The sequence below is a fragment of the Pseudomonas sp. S31 genome (genome assembly GCF_016648105.1).
GTDB lineage: Bacteria > Pseudomonadota > Gammaproteobacteria > Pseudomonadales > Pseudomonadaceae > Aquipseudomonas.
The window spans coordinates 38,007-53,984 of the sequence record NZ_JACVVE010000009.1; the positions used below are offsets into that span (position 1 = coordinate 38,007).

Annotated in this window: 16 protein-coding genes; 8 read left to right on the top strand and 8 right to left on the bottom strand. The window is 65.5% G+C overall.

The features are described 5' to 3' along the window. Positions 1–91: 91 nt before the first annotated feature. Genes IAE37_RS09115 through IAE37_RS09125 form a run of 3 tightly spaced genes read left to right on the top strand, consistent with a single transcriptional unit; the run spans position 92 to position 1,657 of the window. Complete coding sequence (locus IAE37_RS09115) at positions 92–655, top strand: GNAT family N-acetyltransferase (protein ID WP_201172493.1); 564 nt, start codon at positions 92–94, stop codon at positions 653–655. Positions 656–708: 53 nt separating this feature from the next. Further along, entirely contained in the window at positions 709–1,248 is a 540-nt protein-coding gene (locus IAE37_RS09120) for a hypothetical protein (RefSeq protein ID WP_201172496.1), read from the top strand. Between the two features lie 22 nt (positions 1,249–1,270). Continuing rightward, positions 1,271–1,657 carry a lysozyme inhibitor LprI family protein gene (locus tag IAE37_RS09125; RefSeq protein ID WP_201172499.1) on the top strand — a complete coding sequence of 129 codons (387 nt, stop codon included), beginning with the start codon at positions 1,271–1,273 and terminating at the stop codon, positions 1,655–1,657. 23 nt (positions 1,658–1,680) lie between these two features. Here the strand turns inward: IAE37_RS09125 and mnmH are convergent, their stop codons facing one another. Together mnmH and selD are read right to left on the bottom strand one after the other, a co-directional pair. After that, complete coding sequence (gene mnmH, locus IAE37_RS09130) at positions 1,681–2,787, bottom strand: tRNA 2-selenouridine(34) synthase MnmH (protein WP_201172501.1); 1,107 nt, start codon at positions 2,785–2,787, stop codon at positions 1,681–1,683. Further along, positions 2,787–3,821, bottom strand: coding sequence for a selenide, water dikinase SelD (gene selD, locus IAE37_RS09135; protein ID WP_201172504.1), 1,035 nt, complete (start codon positions 3,819–3,821; stop codon positions 2,787–2,789). Before selD ends, mnmH begins: the two co-directional genes overlap by 1 nt. Before the next feature lie 129 nt (positions 3,822–3,950). Here selD and IAE37_RS09140 point away from each other — a divergent pair, with 129 nt between their 5' ends. The 4 genes from IAE37_RS09140 to phnE are packed head-to-tail and all read left to right on the top strand — an operon-like array spanning position 3,951 to position 7,181. Beyond that, positions 3,951–4,805: a putative selenate ABC transporter substrate-binding protein gene (locus IAE37_RS09140; RefSeq protein WP_201172507.1), complete on the top strand. Its 855-nt coding sequence runs from the start codon at positions 3,951–3,953 to the stop codon at positions 4,803–4,805. Further along, a complete protein-coding gene (locus IAE37_RS09145) occupies positions 4,802–5,596 on the top strand; it encodes a phosphonate ABC transporter ATP-binding protein (protein WP_201172510.1) in 795 nt (264 codons plus the stop codon). Before IAE37_RS09140 ends, IAE37_RS09145 begins: the two co-directional genes overlap by 4 nt. After that, positions 5,590–6,417 carry a PhnE/PtxC family ABC transporter permease gene (locus tag IAE37_RS09150; protein WP_201172513.1) on the top strand — a complete coding sequence of 276 codons (828 nt, stop codon included), beginning with the start codon at positions 5,590–5,592 and terminating at the stop codon, positions 6,415–6,417. Before IAE37_RS09145 ends, IAE37_RS09150 begins: the two co-directional genes overlap by 7 nt. Next, the gene (gene phnE / locus IAE37_RS09155; protein ID WP_201172516.1) at positions 6,414–7,181 is read left to right on the top strand and encodes a phosphonate ABC transporter, permease protein PhnE; all 768 of its coding nucleotides are present in this window, start codon (positions 6,414–6,416) and stop codon (positions 7,179–7,181) included. The genes IAE37_RS09150 and phnE overlap by 4 nt, the downstream gene beginning before the upstream one ends. A 68-nt stretch (positions 7,182–7,249) precedes the next feature. On the opposite strand, the gene IAE37_RS09160 is transcribed toward phnE, so the two are convergent. From IAE37_RS09160 to IAE37_RS09185, 6 genes are all read right to left on the bottom strand, one after another. Next, positions 7,250–8,140 (bottom strand): bestrophin family protein, encoded by an 891-nt coding sequence (locus IAE37_RS09160; RefSeq protein ID WP_201172518.1) that lies wholly within the window; start codon positions 8,138–8,140, stop codon positions 7,250–7,252. Between the two features lie 175 nt (positions 8,141–8,315). Further along, a complete protein-coding gene (locus IAE37_RS09165) occupies positions 8,316–8,963 on the bottom strand; it encodes a trypsin-like peptidase domain-containing protein (protein WP_201172740.1) in 648 nt (215 codons plus the stop codon). Between the two features lie 206 nt (positions 8,964–9,169). Beyond that, positions 9,170–10,249, bottom strand: coding sequence for a hypothetical protein (locus IAE37_RS09170; protein WP_201172520.1), 1,080 nt, complete (start codon positions 10,247–10,249; stop codon positions 9,170–9,172). Positions 10,250–10,411: 162 nt separating this feature from the next. Continuing rightward, positions 10,412–12,199, bottom strand: coding sequence for an IlvD/Edd family dehydratase (locus IAE37_RS09175; RefSeq protein ID WP_201172524.1), 1,788 nt, complete (start codon positions 12,197–12,199; stop codon positions 10,412–10,414). 30 nt (positions 12,200–12,229) lie between these two features. Beyond that, positions 12,230–13,618, bottom strand: a complete 1,389-nt coding sequence (locus tag IAE37_RS09180; RefSeq protein ID WP_201172527.1) for an MFS transporter — start codon at positions 13,616–13,618, stop codon at positions 12,230–12,232. 48 nt (positions 13,619–13,666) lie between these two features. Continuing rightward, entirely contained in the window at positions 13,667–14,848 is a 1,182-nt protein-coding gene (locus tag IAE37_RS09185; protein WP_201172529.1) for a fumarylacetoacetate hydrolase family protein, read from the bottom strand. Between the two features lie 116 nt (positions 14,849–14,964). Between IAE37_RS09185 and IAE37_RS09190 the strand changes: the two genes are divergently transcribed. After that, a complete protein-coding gene (locus IAE37_RS09190) occupies positions 14,965–15,909 on the top strand; it encodes a LysR family transcriptional regulator (protein WP_201172531.1) in 945 nt (314 codons plus the stop codon). Positions 15,910–15,978: the final 69 nt, after the last annotated feature.

Here is a 15,978-nt window from a genome sequence, read left to right on the forward strand (position 1 = left end):
GCCCAATCGCCGGCGTGCCGGCGATTGGGTGCGACAATCCGCCGCTTGACGTTAAACTGTCATCTCCTCAGCCATGGACAGGAGATCCGGCGTGACCCCACCCCGCAATTTCCCCAGTGACCTCTGCCTCGACAGCCCGCGCCTGCAACTGCGCCCCATGCGCCACGCCGATGCCGCGCAATGGCTGGCGATCATGGCCGACCCCGAGGTCATGCGCTACTGGCACCATGCGCCGTGGCAGGACCTGGCCGAAGCCCAGAGCGCCCTGGCGGCGGACCGCGAAGCCTATGCCAACGGCGACCAGCTCAAGCTCGGCATGTACCGCCGCGACAACGGTGAGTTGATTGGCATGGTTCAGTTGTTCAACATCGATGATGTTTCCCGCCGCGGCGAGATCGGCTATTGCCTGGCCAGTGCGGTGCAGGGCAGGGGCTACATGGATGAAGCGCTCACCTGCTTCATCGACTACCTCGCCCACACCCTGCACATGCGCCGCCTGGAAGGCGAGATCGACCCACGTAACCAGGGTTCGGCGCGCACTCTCGAACGCCAGGGCTTCGTCTTGGAAGGCACTTTGCGGGCGCGGTGGTGCGTCGCCGGCGAGTTGTCCGACTCGGGGATCTACGGGTTGCTGCTCGAACCGCCTGTCGCCTGACGCCATCGTACGGTATGGTCGGCATTTCTCACGACCTGACGCGGAGCGAACGTTTGCCAGCCTTTTACATCGCCATCAGCCTCGCCCTGTACTTGCTCAGCCTGGCGTTCGATGGCGCCCTGATGGGGGGCGGGCGGCATATGCCGGCCTTGCAGATGCTGCTGTACGGGCCCTGGGGCGTGCCCTTCGGATTGTTCCAGTGGTTCGCCAACCCGTTGCTGGCCGTGGCGATCCTGGCCCATCGGCGGTTTCGCCGGTTGGCCCTGGTGCTGGGCTTGGCAGCCCTGTACCTGGCGGCCAGCAGCCTGGGTATCGAACGGCTGCCCGATAACCTGAGTTACGCGTTCCACGACCTCACCGGCTTCGGTGCCGGTTTCTACCTGTGGTTGCTGGCGCTGCTGGTGTTCTGCGCCGGCCAGGCCTGGCAATGCTGGCAGGCCCGCAGCGCTGCGGATGTGCCGGGTTGGCACTGGCTCGACGTGGTACTGATCGCGGCGTTGGCGGTGACGTTGTATGCCGCCACGCAGATGCCGGCGTTGCGCTTCGAGCCGGGCAAGGTGCTGATGCCGCCTGAGCCGGCACAGACGCTTTGATGTTCACCTGGAGGGATACTCGATGAACAAGCGACACCTGATCGGCTTTGCGCTGGCCTGCCTGGCTCCGCTGGCCATGGCCGAGGACAACTCTGCGGCCTACACGCAATGCATGGACAAGGCGTCCAGTACCGTGGCCATGAGCAGTTGTATCCAGGCCGAGACCCAGCTGCAGGATGAGCGGCTGAACCGCGTGTACAAACAGTTGATGACCAAGCTCGATACCGGCCCGAAGAAGAGCCTGCGCGATGTGCAGCGCCAGTGGATCGCCTATCGCGACGCCAATTGCAAATTCCATGTGCAGGCCAGCGGAGGGACCATGGCGCAACTGGAAGGGGGCATGTGCGTGCTGGATCTGACCCGCGAGCGTGGTGCGGAGCTTGAGAGGGTGCTTAGCCCTGGCCAGTGATGATGCCGAGGTTTTGAACCGTTCTACAGGGACCGTGCTTCGCGGGCTCTGAGGTACTCACGCACTTCCACGCCATCGCCGGCGAACTCGATGCGCTCAGCCTTGGCCTCGCGCTGGTAGGCGTACATCGGGTCGTAGTACTCCTTCAGCAAGCCTTCGATCCAGCCCCGGTGCAGATCCACCGTGCCGCTGCGCTGCTGCTCTTCCAAGGCTTGGCGCAGGATCTCCGACAACCGCTGGAAGCGCTCGCCGCCCAGGCGCTTGTGGATGTTGTTCATGCTCTGCAGCATCCGCTCGGCGAACAGCCGGCGGCCCTGTTCCTCGCCATGCACGTCGATGAACTCGGCGCACAGGTTGATCACGTAGTCGCGCAGGATGCGATCGACCCGGTTGTCGAAACTGTCCTCGAGCCACACCATCGGGTAGTGTCGCATGCCCTGGTACAACGCCAGCGGCACCGAGCAGCTGCCGACGATACGGCCCTCGTCTTCGAGCACGAACTGCTCGACGCCCCGGGCGCGTTTTTTCAGCAGGTCGATGGCCAGCTTGTTCTCGAAGTCGATCTGCGCCGGCTGCGCGGTGGCGCGCTTGCCGAAGCTCGAGCCACGGTGGTTGGCGTGGCCTTCGAGGTCCAGCACGTTGTTCAACTGGTGCAGCACGTCGGTCTTGCCGGTGCCGGTCAGGCCACCGACCAGCACGAAATCGCATTGGTCCACGGCTTGCTGGGTAGTCTCCAGCAGGAAAGTCCGCAACGCCTTGTAGCCCCCCTTGATGCGCGGGTAGTCGATGCCGGCCTCATCGCGCAGCCATTGCTGCACGATCAGCGAACGCAGGCCGCCACGGAAGCAGTACAGGTAACCGTCCGGGTGCGCCTTGGCGAAGCTGGCCCAGGCATGCAGGCGTTCACGCTTGGTGGCGCCGCTGACCAGCTGGTGGCCGAGGGTGATGGCGGCGGCCTGGCCCTGCTGCTTGTAGCAGATGCCGACCTTCTGCCGCTCCTGGTCGTTCATCAGCGGCAGGTTGACGGTGCCAGGGAAGGCACCCTTGACGAATTCGATGGGCGCACGCATGTCCATCATCGGCGCGTCATCGAGGAACAGTTGGCGGAAGTCGGTGCAGTCGGGGCGCATCAATTCACCTCGACCGCGTGGCTCTGTCGCTCGACCAACTGGCCGATCGGCGACAGCTGCAGGCCGAGCTCGGCGGCCACCGCAAGGAACTCGGCTTCGCCCTCGGGCGTCACCGCCACCAGCAGGCCACCGCTGGTCTGCGGGTCGCACAGCAAGTGTTTCTGCTCGTCGCTCAAGGCGCCGAGCTTGTGCCCGTAGCTGTCGAAATTGCGCAGGGTGCCCCCGGGGATGCAACCTTCGGCCAGGTAGTGCTCGACGCTCGGCAGGCGGGGCACCGCGGCGTAGTCGAGCAGTGCGGTGAGGCCGCTGCCTTCAGCCAGTTCGACCAAGTGGCCGAGCAGGCCGAAGCCGGTCACGTCGGTCATTGCCGTGACCCCGGCGAGCTTGCCGAAGCGGCTGCCCGGGGTATTGAGGGTGCACATCCAGTCACGCGCCAGGCCCTGATCCTGCTCGCGCAACTTGGCCTTCTTCTCGGCAGTGGTGAGAATGCCGATGCCCAGCGGTTTGGTCAGGTACAGGCGGCAGCCGGCACTGGCGGTATCGTTGCGCTTGAGGTGGCGCTTGCTGACCACGCCGGTCACGGCCAGGCCGAAGATCGGCTCGGGGGCGTCGATGGAGTGGCCGCCGGCCAGCGGGATGCCGGCTTCGGCGCAGACGGCGCGGCCCCCGCGGATCACCTCGCGGGCGACTTCCGGCGGCAATACGTTGACCGGCCAGCCGAGAATGGCGATGGCCATCAGCGGGTCGCCGCCCATGGCGTAGATGTCGCTGATGGCGTTGGTCGCGGCGATGCGGCCGAAGTCGTACGGGTCATCGACGATCGGCATGAAGAAATCGGTGGTCGAGACCACCCCGCGTTCGTCGTCCAGGGCATACACGGCGGCGTCGTCACGCGAGGCGTTGCCGACCCACAGCTTAGGGTCCAGGGCCTGGGCGCCGCTTTCGGCGAGGATCACGTCCAGCACCTTGGGGGAAATCTTGCAACCACAGCCGGCACCGTGACTGTACTGGGTCAGGCGAATCGGTTCGCTCATACGCACCTCTGTGGGCAGATGAATGATTGCGCGATTGTAGCAAAGCTGGCCTTTGCGCCCGTGACTCTTATACTTCCCAGCGTCGGCGCGTTGCCGGCACCAGCCCCGCTATCGAACCGGAGAACTCCCATGCTCAAACGCCCTATGGCGCTCGCCGCCGGCCTCGTGCTGTCCTGCTGTGCCGTTGTCGCCCAGGCGGCTGACACCCTGCGAGTCAGCGCCATCCCCGACGAAGCGCCGACCGAACTGCTGCGCAAGTTCAAGCCGCTGGGCGAGTACCTGTCCAAGCGATTGGGCATGGAGGTGAAGTTCGTGCCGGTGGCCGACTACCCGGCGGTGGTCGAATCGCTGGCCAGCGATCGCCTGGACATGGCCTGGCTGGGCGGTTTCACCTTCGTCCAGGTGCACCTCAAGGACCCCACCGCCACGCCTCTGGTGCAGCGTGAGCAGGACGCGCAGTTCACCTCCAAGTTCATCACCGCCAACCCTGAGGTGAAGAGCCTGGCCGACCTCAAGGGCAAGTCGTTCGCGTTCGGTTCGATTTCGTCCACCTCGGGCAGCCTGATGCCGCGCTACTTCATGCTCAAGGAAGACAACATCAAGCCCGAGAGCTACTTCGGCCGGGTGGCCTATTCCGGTGCCCACGATGCGACCGTGGCCTGGGTCCAGGCCGGCAAGGTCGACGGCGGCGTGCTCAACGCCAGCGTGTGGCAGAAGCTGGTCGATGCCGGCAAGGTCGACACCAGCAAGGTGAAGGTGTTCGCCACCACGCCGGCCTATTACGACTACAACTGGACCGTGCGCGGCAACATGGACCCGGCGCTGAAAGAGAAGATCAAGAAGGCCTTCCTCGACCTCGATCCGGCCAACCCTGAGCACAAGGCGATCCTCGACCTGCAGGCTGCCAGCCGTTTCATCGAGACCAAGCCAGAGAACTACGCGGGCACCGAGCAAGCGGCACGCGAGGCCGGCCTGCTCAAGTGACTATCCATGTACAAGGCGCCGGCCTGCGCCATGGCCAGGTTCGCGCGCTCGACGGGGTCAGCCTGGGTGTCGAGCAGGGCGAACGGGTGGCGATCATCGGCCCGTCCGGGGCTGGCAAGTCCAGCCTGCTGCACCTGATGGCCACTGCCGTGCAACCCAGCAGCGGGCACCTGGAGCTGTTCGGTGAGCAGCCCTGGGCGTTGTCGGCCGGGGCCCGGCAACGCCTGCGCGCGCGTGTCGGCCTGGTGCACCAGGCGCCACCGCTGCCACCGCGCCAGCGGGTGGTCACCGCGGTACTGGCCGGGCGCCTGGGGCAGTGGAGCACGCTTCGCGGCTTGCTTAACCTGGTGTACCCGACCGATGTCCCGGGGGTGCGCCAGGTACTGGCTGAACTGGGTCTGGCGGACAAGCTGTTCGTGCAGTGCGGTCAGTTGTCCGGCGGCCAGTTGCAGCGCGTCGGCATCGCCCGGGCGCTGTACCAGCGCCCCGAGATACTGCTGACCGACGAACCGGTGTCGGCGATGGACCCGGTGCTCGCCGACCACAGCCTGGCGCTGCTCAACCGCCATGCCCAGGCCAACGGCGTCACCCTGGTGGCCAGCCTGCATGCGGTCGATCTGGCGTTGGCGCACTTTCCACGGGTCATCGGCATTCGTGAAGGCAAGGTGGCGTTCGACTGCCCGGCCGAGGCGGTGACCGAGGTCTTGCTCGATGCGCTGTATGCCAACGAGCAGCTTGCATCACATCAGGTCCAGGGGCCGACCCTGAGCGTGCAGATTCCACGATGCTGAAGGCCGCTACCCGCGACCCGGCAACGTTGCCGCGCGTATTGCTGACCGTGCTGGCCCTGGCTGTGTTATGGCCTGGACTGCGCTTGAGCGAACTGAATCCAGGGGTATTGCTGCAGGCGGAGAACCGGCAGCAGATCGCCAGTTTCACCAGTGCCTTCTGGCCTCCGGCGCACGATGCCGATTTCCTCGAATTGCTCTACCAATCGACCCTGCAGACCCTGGCCGTGGCCACCGCCGGCATGGCCCTGGCGCTGCTGCTGGCGATTCCCACCAGCCTGCTGGCCAGCCGCGCGCTGTCGTTGCGCGCGGCCTCCCGTGGCGGGCGTGCCGGCGTTGCCTCCCGGCTGCTGCGTTTGCCGGTGCGCGGCCTGCTGATCTTCCTGCGCAGCGTGCCGGAGATCGTCTGGGCGCTGCTGTTCGTGCGCGCGGTGGGCCTGGGACCGACCGCTGGCGTGCTGGCCATCGCCATCACCTACAGCGGCATGCTGGGTAAGGTCTACGCCGAAATCTTCGAATCGGTCGACCAGCGCCCGGCGCATGCCTTGCTGCAGGCCGGCAGTGGCCGGCTGGCGGCGTTCTTCTACGGCATCCTGCCCAGTGCGGCGGCGGAGGTGGTGTCGTACACGGTCTATCGCTGGGAGTGCGCGGTGCGCGCCTCGGTGGTGATGGGCTTCGTGGGCGCAGGCGGGCTGGGGCAGCAGATCGACCTGTCGATGCGCATGTTCGCCGGCGGCGAGGTGGCGAGCATGCTGCTGGCCTTCCTCGGCCTGGTGCTGTTGGCCGACCTGCTCAGCCGCTTGTTGCGCGGGAGGCTGGCATGAACCGGGCGATAAACTTTTTGCTGCTGGTAGGTATCGTTGCGGCGGTGGTGGCTTCGTTCGGCTACCTGGAACTGGACCTGCATGCGCTGGTTGGCGATGGCGGGCTGGGGCAGATGGGCGAGTATGCCGGCCGCTTCCTGCAGCCTGACCTGTCTGCCGAGCACCTGCGCGCGGTCGCCCGAGGTGCTCTGGAAACCCTGGCCATGTCGGGGTGGGGGACGTTGCTGGCAATGGCCCTGGGCATGCTTCTCGCGCTGCCGGCGGCCGGGCGCTTTGGCTGGCCCCTGCAGGCCGCTGCTCGGCTGCTGCTGAACGCCTTGCGGGCCATCCCCGAGCTGGTCTGGGCAGCATTGACGGTGTTGGCCGCAGGGCTCGGCCCGAATGCCGGTACCCTGGCCCTGGCGTTGCACACGACGGGGGTGTTGGGGCGGTTATTCGCCGAGGCGCTGGAAAACGCACCTGCCGAGCCAGCGGCGGCCATTCGCCTGCACGGTGGTGGGCAACTGGCGGCGTTCTGTTTCGGCACCTTGCCCAACCTCTGGCCGCAGCTGCTGGCGTACAGCCTGTACCGCTGGGAGAACAACATCCGCATGGCCAGCGTGCTGGGCTTCGTCGGTGCCGGCGGGTTGGGGCAGATGCTCTACACCACCTTGAGCCTGTTCCAGGAAGCGCAGGCCAGCACGGTGATCATCGCCATGCTGGTGCTGGTGTTGCTGGTGGATGCGTTCAGCGATGTGCTGCGCCAGCGCTACGTGCGGGCCTGAACGATAGCCGGGGCCGCTGTGCGGCCCATCGCAGGGCAAGCCAGCTCCTACACAAGAGCGGCCCCCTTCTAGTGGACCAGATCTCCACATTGGGCTTCCCGCTGCATCGACTCCAGGTTGCGCTCGATGGTCTCGCAGATGGTGTCCATCTGGATCTGATGCTCGCTGAAGCGAAACGGGCTTTGCAGGTCGGTGCCGATGCGTTCGATCGCCAGCAGCATGAAGCCGACCACCGTCGATGCCAGTGGCGTGAACCAGCCCAACGACTCGACCAGCCCCACCGGGACGATCAGGCAGAACAGCGTGATGAACAGGCGCGGGAAATACACATAGGGGTAGGGCAGCGGCGTGTTGGCGATGCGCTCCATGCCGCCCTGGGCATTGGACAGGTCGACCAGGGTCGATTCCAGGCGTGCCAGGCGGATGCTGTCCAGGCGCCCGGCCTGGTATTCCCGGGCCAACAGCGCGGCCGAGCCGCCGAGGATATCGTTGGCGAAGTTGTTCGACTTGTTGCGCCGCTCGAATTCGGCCGGAGGGATGAAGGCCATCAGCTCGTCGGGACAGCTCTCGCCCTTCAGGTGTGCGGCCAGGCAATTCACATAGGCGATATGGCGGCGCAGCAGGGTGGCCTTGACCGGGTTCAGCCCTTCTTCGGGGTCGTCGATCAGTGTCAGTGTCTGCCTGGCGAAGCTGCGCGAACTGTTGACCAGCGCCCCCCACAACGTGCGCGCCTCCCACCAACGGTTGTAGGCACTGCTGTTGCGAAAACTCACCAGCACCACCAGCGCCGAGCCGAGCAGGGTCAGGGGGATCAGCGGCAGGCTGAAACTGCTGTTGAAGAACAGCATGAAGTCGATGGTGACCAGCACGTCCCAGAGCAGCAGCCAGAACAGCGACCAGCCGATGTAGCCGAAGGTCTTCACCATCAGGCGGTACTTGCGGGCGATGATCTCTTTCACACGGGCTACCTCGAAGTGCGTGGGATGAAGAATCCGACGTCGAGGGTGGGGGAAGGTTCGTTACAGGGGTGTTGCAAGAGGTTTTGGTGGGTGCATGCAACGGAATTATCTGATATCAGCTTAAGAGGCTACTGAGTTTTTTACGCGCCAGCAGGCCGAGCGCTCGGCCTGAACCTCAGGGCTTGCTGGCCACCGCGACGAAGCCCTGCACGGCGGCAGGGGCCCGGGGTTTGTTCTTGTGCGCCAGCAAATACTGGTAGCGGCGCCATTCCTTGTCGATCTCGGCGTACGACATGAACACGCTGACCCGCTCGCGACCTGCCAGGTCGGGGCGCTTCTGCGCATCGATCCCGCGGGTGGGGATGAACGCGACGTTGATGCCCACGACCTTGCCGTCGTCGGCGAACACCGGGCCACCGGACATGCCCTTGACCATCGGCCCGTCATGCACCGAATAGAACACGCTGCCAGGGGTGCCTTCCAGGCGCACCAGCGAGGACAGGGCGTGGCCTTTGCCTTGCACGGGCATCATCAGGCTATTGAAGCCCACTGCCGTGACTTGCTCGCCGGGCACGTACTGACGCCAGAGGGGCACGGTGCGGGCCTTGTGCTTGAAGAACACCAGGTCGCCCAGACCCTCATGCACCACCCCGCGCAGGAACGGCGTGTGCTTGGCGGTGACGGCGTAGTCGTCGTTCCACTGGATGGCGGTGGCCATCAGCAGCATCGGCAAGGGTGGGCCTGAGGTAACCACGAAAGCTTGGTCGTAGACGGGGTCGGAAACGTACGTCGTGGGCATTCCATTGCACCCACTGAGCAGCATCATGGCTGCCAGGCAGGGCAGGGTAGGTTTCATAATGGCGGCGGTGATAGTTGGTTGGAGATAGTACTATCGGATGCTGCCAATATGACATCAATGCCTTAATGATATATCCGACGTATGGCTGGGCCAGCTGCCGTGTTATCGGCCGTATGCGGTGAAACACGAGCGAAGTTTTCACCGCATGGTGCAGGCCCTGCCCGCAAGCGTCAGAACTTGATGATGCTGTAGGCGAATTCATTCGGTCGGTGGGCGATGCCATTGAGCGAAGTCTGGACCTGGATCTGGTCGTCATCGTGCACCACCAGCAACTGATGGGAGCCGAGGGTGGTGATGCCTTCGGGCTTGTTGGCGAAGCGCAGTGGCTCACCGTTGGCGTCTTTCACCAGTATTGGCTCGCCCGCTTTGCCTTCGGCCCAGGGAACCTCCCACAGATAGCCGCCGATGCCCTGGTCGTCCTCCATGCTGGTCACCGCGTAGAAACGGCGGTCGCTGGAGCTGTCGAATACCAGCCCCGACAGCCCGAGCAGGCGCGTTTGCTGTGGAACGGACAGCTTGGCATCGAGGATCTTGTGGAAGGTGCCGGTGAGTTTCATCACATCTTTGTTGAGGTGGAACGGGGCTGCGATGAGCAAGAACGAATGGGCTGAGTCGCGGGAGCTGTTGCCATGCTTGCGGATGCCCAGCACCAGCTGGTTTCCGGGTGCCACCGCCAGGGACTCGACCTTGAAATAGCCCGAGCCGGTGGCCTCGCTGATCTGCTTGCGCAGGTTGATTGAGCTGGTGATGCCGCCGCGAGTCATCGGCTCGAGGACTTTCGCCTTCTGCACGGCGTCTGCCGGCCAATAGACGATGGCATTGAGCTTGTCATCCTTAGGATCGTTCTCGGTACCGCTGCGGATGAATGCGGTGCTGGCGATGATGTAGCGGCCATCGGCAGTGGAGGTCAGCGCTTCGAACTTGTCGGCGCCATCGATGGCCGGGGCGTGCAGGTAGCTGAGTGGCGTGTCGCCGACCTTGCCGTCTGCCAGCGGCAGGCTGAAGATCGCCGGGTTGCCTTCAACGGGGATCGGCTTGTCGTTGGCGAACACCAGCGCCTCGCCGCTACGGATCACTCCCGACACCTGGCATACCGAATTGTTGTCACCAGGGGAAAGCTGCGTGGCGGCGACGCACGGCGCCACATGATGCGTGACCGAGCGTGCGGTTCGCTCGGCATCGGCGGCAACCGCACCCTGGGCAGCGATGGTGAAAAACAGCGTTGTTATGGTGGTGGCTCGCGCGAACATGGCAACGTTTCCTGAGGCGGGAAGTCGAATCGAGCCTAAAAGACGTTCCGCTTGCAGGAAACTGGCAGTTTTACCAGGTGCGCGGTGGGGGGCGGTGTGGTTAGTTTGTGGCCCTGCAGGCCGCGATCGCCGACTTGCCGGCGATTCGCGACCCTGCAGGTGTCAGTGCGAGTGCCTTGGCATCCCGCCCTCACGGGCGATCACGCGCATGTGCAGGGTCGCAGGCTCCAGGCAGCCGCCTGTGGACAACTGCCCCACCAATTGCCGGTACAGCTCCTGCCAAGGGGTCTGCGAAGGCGCAATGCTCGGCTTCCAGGCTGCACGTCGGCGCGCTACTTCTTCGTCGTCAACCAGCAGGTCGACGCGCCGCTGGTTGAGGTCGATGCGCAGCATGTCGTTGGTCTGCAACAGTGCCAGGCCGCCGCCTACCGCCGCTTCCGGCGACATGTTGAGGATCGACGGGCTGGCCGAGGTGCCGCTCTGGCGGCCGTCGCCCAGGCAGGGCAGCGAGTCGATGCCTTGCTTGATCAGCGCCGCTGGCGGCGCCATGTTGACCACTTCGGCACTGCCCGGGTAACCCACGGTGCCGGCGCCCCGGATCACCAGGATGCAACGCTCGTCGATGTCCAGCGCCGGGTCGTCGATGCGCGCGTGATAGTCCTCGGGGCCCTCGAACACGATCGCCCGGGCCTCGAAGCTGTTCTCCTTGCCAGGCTCGGCCAGGTAGGTCTTGCGGAACGCTTCGCCGACCACCGACATCTTCATGATCGCGCTGTCGAAGAAATTGCCGCTGAGCACGATGAAACCGGCGCTGTGCTTGAGCGGCTCGTCGAATGGCAGGATCACCTCGCGGTTGCTGGTGACGGTGTCGCTGACCACTTCGCCGATGGTCTTGCCGCTGACCGTGGCGCACGATTCGTGCAGGCGACCGGCCTTGCGCAGCTCGTGCATCACGGCCGGCACGCCGCCAGCGCGATGGAAGCCCTCGCCCAGGTACTTGCCGGCCGGCATGCAGTTGACCAGCAGCGGGACGTTTTCACCGATGCGCTGCCAGTCGTCCAGCGACAGCTCGATGCCCATGTGCCGGGCGATGGCGATCAGGTGCGGCGGGCAGTTGCTCGAAGCGCCCAGGGCCGAAGCCACGGCGATGGCGTTCTCGAAGGCTTCGCGGGTCATGATCGATGACGGGCGCACGTCCTGCATCACCAGCTCGCAGATGCGCTTGCCGGTGGCGTAGGCCATTTGCCCGCGCTCTCGGTAGGGCGCGGGGATGCTGGCGCAGCCAGGCAGCGACATGCCCAGCGCCTCGGCCAGGGCATTCATCGACAGCGCGGTGCCCATGGTGTTGCAGTGGCCCACCGATGGCGACGCGGCGGTGGTCATTTCCATGAAGCCTTCGTAATCGATCTCACCAGCGGCCATCAGGTTGCGGGCATGCCACAACACCGTGCCCGAGCCGATCAGCTGGCCCTTGTGGTGGCCATCGAGCATCGGCCCACCGGACAGCACGATGGCCGGCAGGTCGGTGGTGGCGGCGGCCATCAGGCAGGCCGGGGTGGTCTTGTCGCAGCCGGTGGTCAGCACCACGCCGTCCAGCGGATAGCCGTGGAGGATTTCCACCAGGCCCAGGTACGCCAGGTTGCGGTCCAGCGCGGCGGTCGGCCGGCGGCTCTGCTCGGCGATCGGGTGCACCGGGAACTCCATCGGGATACCGCCGGCATCACGGATACCGGCCTTGACCCGTTGGGCCAGCTCCAGGTGGTGGCGGTTGCAGGGCGTCAGGTCGCTGCCGGTCTGGGCAATGCCGATGATCGGCCGCCCGGACTGCAGTTCGTCACGGGTCAGGCCGTAGTTCATGTAGCGCTCGACATACAGCGCGGTCATGTCGGCGTGGCTCGGGTCGTCGAACCATTGCTGGCTGCGCAGCGGGCGTTTCGGGGTATCGGTCATGTCGTTCTCTCTTGTATTCATTGGCGCCGGTCAGCGTTGCAGCACGCCGGCGCCTGCAGGGCTGTGCACGGTTGATGCGCCGCTGCCCACCGCATCGTCCAGGGCGGTGAGGTCGCGGCCACGGGTTTCGGTCGACAGCCAGGTGCCGATCAGGGTCAGCCCGGTCAGCGCCAGGGTATAGAGCGCCAGCACCCAGTAGGCACCGCCGGCCAGGCCGACCAGGAAGATACCCAGGATCGGCGCCAGGCCGCCGGACAGCATGGCGCCGATTTCCCGGGCCAGGGCCACGCCGGAATAGCGGTAGCGGTTGCCGAACAGTTCGGTGAAGTGCGCGCATTGGGCACCGAGCATGCTGTTGGCGGCGAGGGCGAAGCCGCCGACCACGGCGATGCACACCAGGGTCGGGTCACCGCTGTCGATCATCCACCAGGACGGGAACGCCCACAATGCGCCGAACAGCGCGCCGCCACGGTACACCGCCAGGCGCCCGAAGCGGTCGGAGAGGGCGCCGAACAGGGGTGTTGTCAGCACACTGAGGACACTGGCGGCCAGCACCGCATTGGTGCCGATGCTGGCCAGGTCAGCGCCGCTCTCGCCCAGGCGACGGCTGGCGAAGCCGGTGAGGAAGGCGATGGAAACCGTGGCATAAAGGGTCGAGCAACCGGTTTCGGCCATGCGCATCAAGGTGGTCGCCGCCAGCGGCCGGCGGGCATTGCGCAACACCGCGCGCATCGGCGACTCGATCACCTGCTGGCTCTGGCTGAGCTGTTGGAACACCGGGCTTTCCTTGAGCTTGAGGCGGATCCACACGGCCATGAAGATCAGCACCACGCTGGCCAGGAACGGCACGCGCCAGCCCCAGTCGAGCAGTTGTTCCTGGGTCAGCGAGGTCTGCATCACGCGGAAGGTGATAGTGGCCAGGGCCAAGCCGCTGAACACGCCGATGAACGGCAGCGCGGCATAGAAGCCGCGGCGCTCGCGGGGGGCCAGTTCGGCCATCAGCGTCGCCGCGCCGGTCTGTTCGGCGCCGGCACCGAAGCCCTGCAGCAGGCGCAGCAGCACCAGCAACACGGCACCGGTGGCGCCGGTCGGCAGCAGGCCGATGAGGGTGGTGGCGCTGCCCATCAGGGCGATGGTCAGCAGCAGCACCAGCTTGCGCCCCTTGCGATCGCCCAGCGAGCCGAAGAACAACCCGCCGAACGGTCGCGCCAGGAACCCCGCGCCATAGGTGGCGAAACTGGCCAGCAGCGCGCCGGTGGTGCCCAGCGAAGGGAAAAAGATATGACCGAAGACCAGCGCCGAGGCCAGTCCATAGATGGCGAAATCGTAGTACTCGAGGGCACTGCCGATGGCGCCGGTATAGATGGCCCGGCGCAGTTGGCGCGGGTCGGGAGCGGTGTCCCTGGCGTGGGTTTGCATGTTCTGCCTCGCTTCTTGTTGTTATGGGTGCCGCAGTTGTCGGTCGCTTCAGCCTTGCAGCAGCCCCCGGGCGGCCAGGTTGCGCATCATCGCGCCGAGGCCGAAGGTCCAGGGGCGGGCCTGGTCGCTGGTGGTGACCTGGTTGTGCAACTGGCCCAGCAGCGGGCTGGCGATGCGTACCTGGTCACCGGGTTTGTGGGTGAAACCGGCACCTGGCTGGTCGCGGTCTTCGGTGGGCGCGAACAGCGTGCCGAGGAACAGCAGGAAACCGTCCGGGTACTGGTGGTTTTCGTTGAGGGTCTGCCGCACCAGGTCTTCGGGGTCGCGGCTGATCTGGTCCATCGAGCTGCTGCCGAGCAGGCGGTAGCCGTCGGCGCCCTGGACTTCCAGGTCGACCACGCAGTGGCGCACCGCGTCCAGGTCGAAGGTCTCGTCGAACAGCCGAATGAACGGGCCGACCGCGCAGGAAGCGTTGTTGTCCTTGGCCTTGCTCAACAGCAGGGCGCTGCGGCCCTCGAAGTCGCGCAGGTTGACGTCGTTGCCGAGGGTCGCGCCGTGGATCCGACCGCGGCTGTCGACCGCCAGCACCACCTCGGGCTCGGGGTTATTCCACGCCGAATGCGGGTGCACGCCGATGGCACTGCCGCTGCCCACCGCCGCCAGCACAGGGGCCTTGGTGAACACTTCGGCATCCGGGCCGATGCCGACTTCCAGGTACTGCGACCACATGCCCTGCTCGATCAGCAGCGCCTTCAGTGCCATGGCCTGTTGCGAACCCGGGCGCACCGCGCGCAGGTTGTCGCCGATCACCGAGCGCACGGTGGCACGCACCGCCTCGGCCTTGCTGGCGTCGCCACCGGCCTGCTCCTCGATCACCCGTTCGATCATGCTGGCGGCGAAAGTCACGCCCGCCGCCTTGATCACCTGAAGGTCGACCGGTGCGAGCAGGTAGGGCTGGCTGGCGTCGAAGGCCTCGCCGCTGTTGCCCAGCAACGCCTCGACGCTGCCCAGGAAGCGGCCGGGGGTGGCGCGTACGGCCTGCAACGGATCTTCGCATTCAAGCAGCTGACTGAGGGTGGCGAAGCGTTCGGAAAGGTCGAACACGCCGTCGGCGCGCAGAGTGATCAGCGAAGGGCCCCCCGGCTCGCCAGGGGTCCAGGCGCGGCCGATCAGGGTGCCGGTCAGGCCGTCCTCGGGCAGGGTGTTGGCGGGAGTGAGGGTCATCGGCATGGCATCAAAGTCTCTTGGATCTGGAAAGCTGCACGCTAGGCAAGCCACGCGATAAACTCCAATGGCATCTTTTCACTATTCGATAACATCAGGTTATTGCACCAAAGGTGGATTCCATGTCGGACCTGTCTTTCTCCCACGTCTGCAACTGGCTCAAGTTCCGCCACCTGTTGCTCATCGACACGCTCGGGCGCACCCACAACATGCACCTGGCCGCGCAACAGATGAACCTCAGCCAGCCGGCGATCAGCAAGATGCTCAAGGAGATCGAGAACCTGCTCGGCTTCGCCCTGTTCGAGCGCCTGCCGCGCAGCATGCCGCCTACCGCGTTGGGCGAACAGGTGGTGCGTTATGCCCAGGTCGCGCTCAACGACGCACGCAACTTCGTCGACCAGATCGACAGCCTGCGCCAGGGCGGTCACGGCCACTTGAAGGTGGGCGGCATCTTTGCTGCCACCGCCGTGGCGCTGCCGGATGCCATCGTCGAGATCAAGCAGCGCAAGCCGTTGCTGTCGATCGAGGTGGTGGAGCAGACCAGCGACCACCTGATGGCCATGCTCGAAGACAAGAACCTGCACCTGGCCGTGGCGCGTTTTACCGATGTGTCGCAGCACCAGCGCTTCGACTTCCAGCCGCTGGCCCCCGAGCCGTTCTGCTTCGTGGTCAACGACCAGCACCCGTTGAGCGATGCCGGCCCGGTGACCCTGCCGCAGTTGCTGCAATGGCCGTGGATCCTCTACCCCAAGGGCACGCCGATTCGTGGGCGCATGGAACGGGCGTTCGCCGAGGCGGGAGTGGCGGTGCCGCGCAATACCATCGATACCATCTCGATGCAGACGTTCCTCAAGGTGCTGCTGGGCGGCCCGATGATCGGCATGCTGCCCCAGGCGATGGTCGAGCCGCACCTGGCCAGCGGCGTGCTGGTCAACCTCGACACGCCGCTGCACTTGACGCCCCAGGATTACGGCATCCTCACTCGCAAAGGCGAGCCCTTGAGTGGCGCGGCGCTGGAGTTCGCCGAGATCCTCGTGGCCAATGCACGGCGTACGCAAGGGGATTGATAACAAGCCGTTATCGAATGATCCCTAAAAGCCATTGGGCAAGAATCGCAGAGCCGCCTAGATTAGCGC

What these genes read in the sequence shown, in the direction of transcription:
- IAE37_RS09125 (WP_201172499.1), top strand. Translation starts at nt 1,271, where the DNA reads ATGAACAAGCGACACCTGATCGGCTTTGCGCTGGCCTGCCTGGCTCCG.
- mnmH (WP_201172501.1), bottom strand. Translation starts at nt 2,787, where the DNA reads ATGCGCCCCGACTGCACCGACTTCCGCCAACTGTTCCTCGATGACGCG.
- selD (WP_201172504.1), bottom strand. Translation starts at nt 3,821, where the DNA reads ATGAGCGAACCGATTCGCCTGACCCAGTACAGTCACGGTGCCGGCTGT.
- IAE37_RS09140 (WP_201172507.1), top strand. Translation starts at nt 3,951, where the DNA reads ATGCTCAAACGCCCTATGGCGCTCGCCGCCGGCCTCGTGCTGTCCTGC.
- IAE37_RS09150 (WP_201172513.1), top strand. Translation starts at nt 5,590, where the DNA reads ATGCTGAAGGCCGCTACCCGCGACCCGGCAACGTTGCCGCGCGTATTG.
- phnE (WP_201172516.1), top strand. Translation starts at nt 6,414, where the DNA reads ATGAACCGGGCGATAAACTTTTTGCTGCTGGTAGGTATCGTTGCGGCG.
- IAE37_RS09165 (WP_201172740.1), bottom strand. Translation starts at nt 8,963, where the DNA reads ATGCTGCTCAGTGGGTGCAATGGAATGCCCACGACGTACGTTTCCGAC.
- IAE37_RS09170 (WP_201172520.1), bottom strand. Translation starts at nt 10,249, where the DNA reads ATGTTCGCGCGAGCCACCACCATAACAACGCTGTTTTTCACCATCGCT.
- IAE37_RS09175 (WP_201172524.1), bottom strand. Translation starts at nt 12,199, where the DNA reads ATGACCGATACCCCGAAACGCCCGCTGCGCAGCCAGCAATGGTTCGAC.
- IAE37_RS09180 (WP_201172527.1), bottom strand. Translation starts at nt 13,618, where the DNA reads ATGCAAACCCACGCCAGGGACACCGCTCCCGACCCGCGCCAACTGCGC.
- IAE37_RS09185 (WP_201172529.1), bottom strand. Translation starts at nt 14,848, where the DNA reads ATGCCGATGACCCTCACTCCCGCCAACACCCTGCCCGAGGACGGCCTG.
- IAE37_RS09190 (WP_201172531.1), top strand. Translation starts at nt 14,965, where the DNA reads ATGTCGGACCTGTCTTTCTCCCACGTCTGCAACTGGCTCAAGTTCCGC.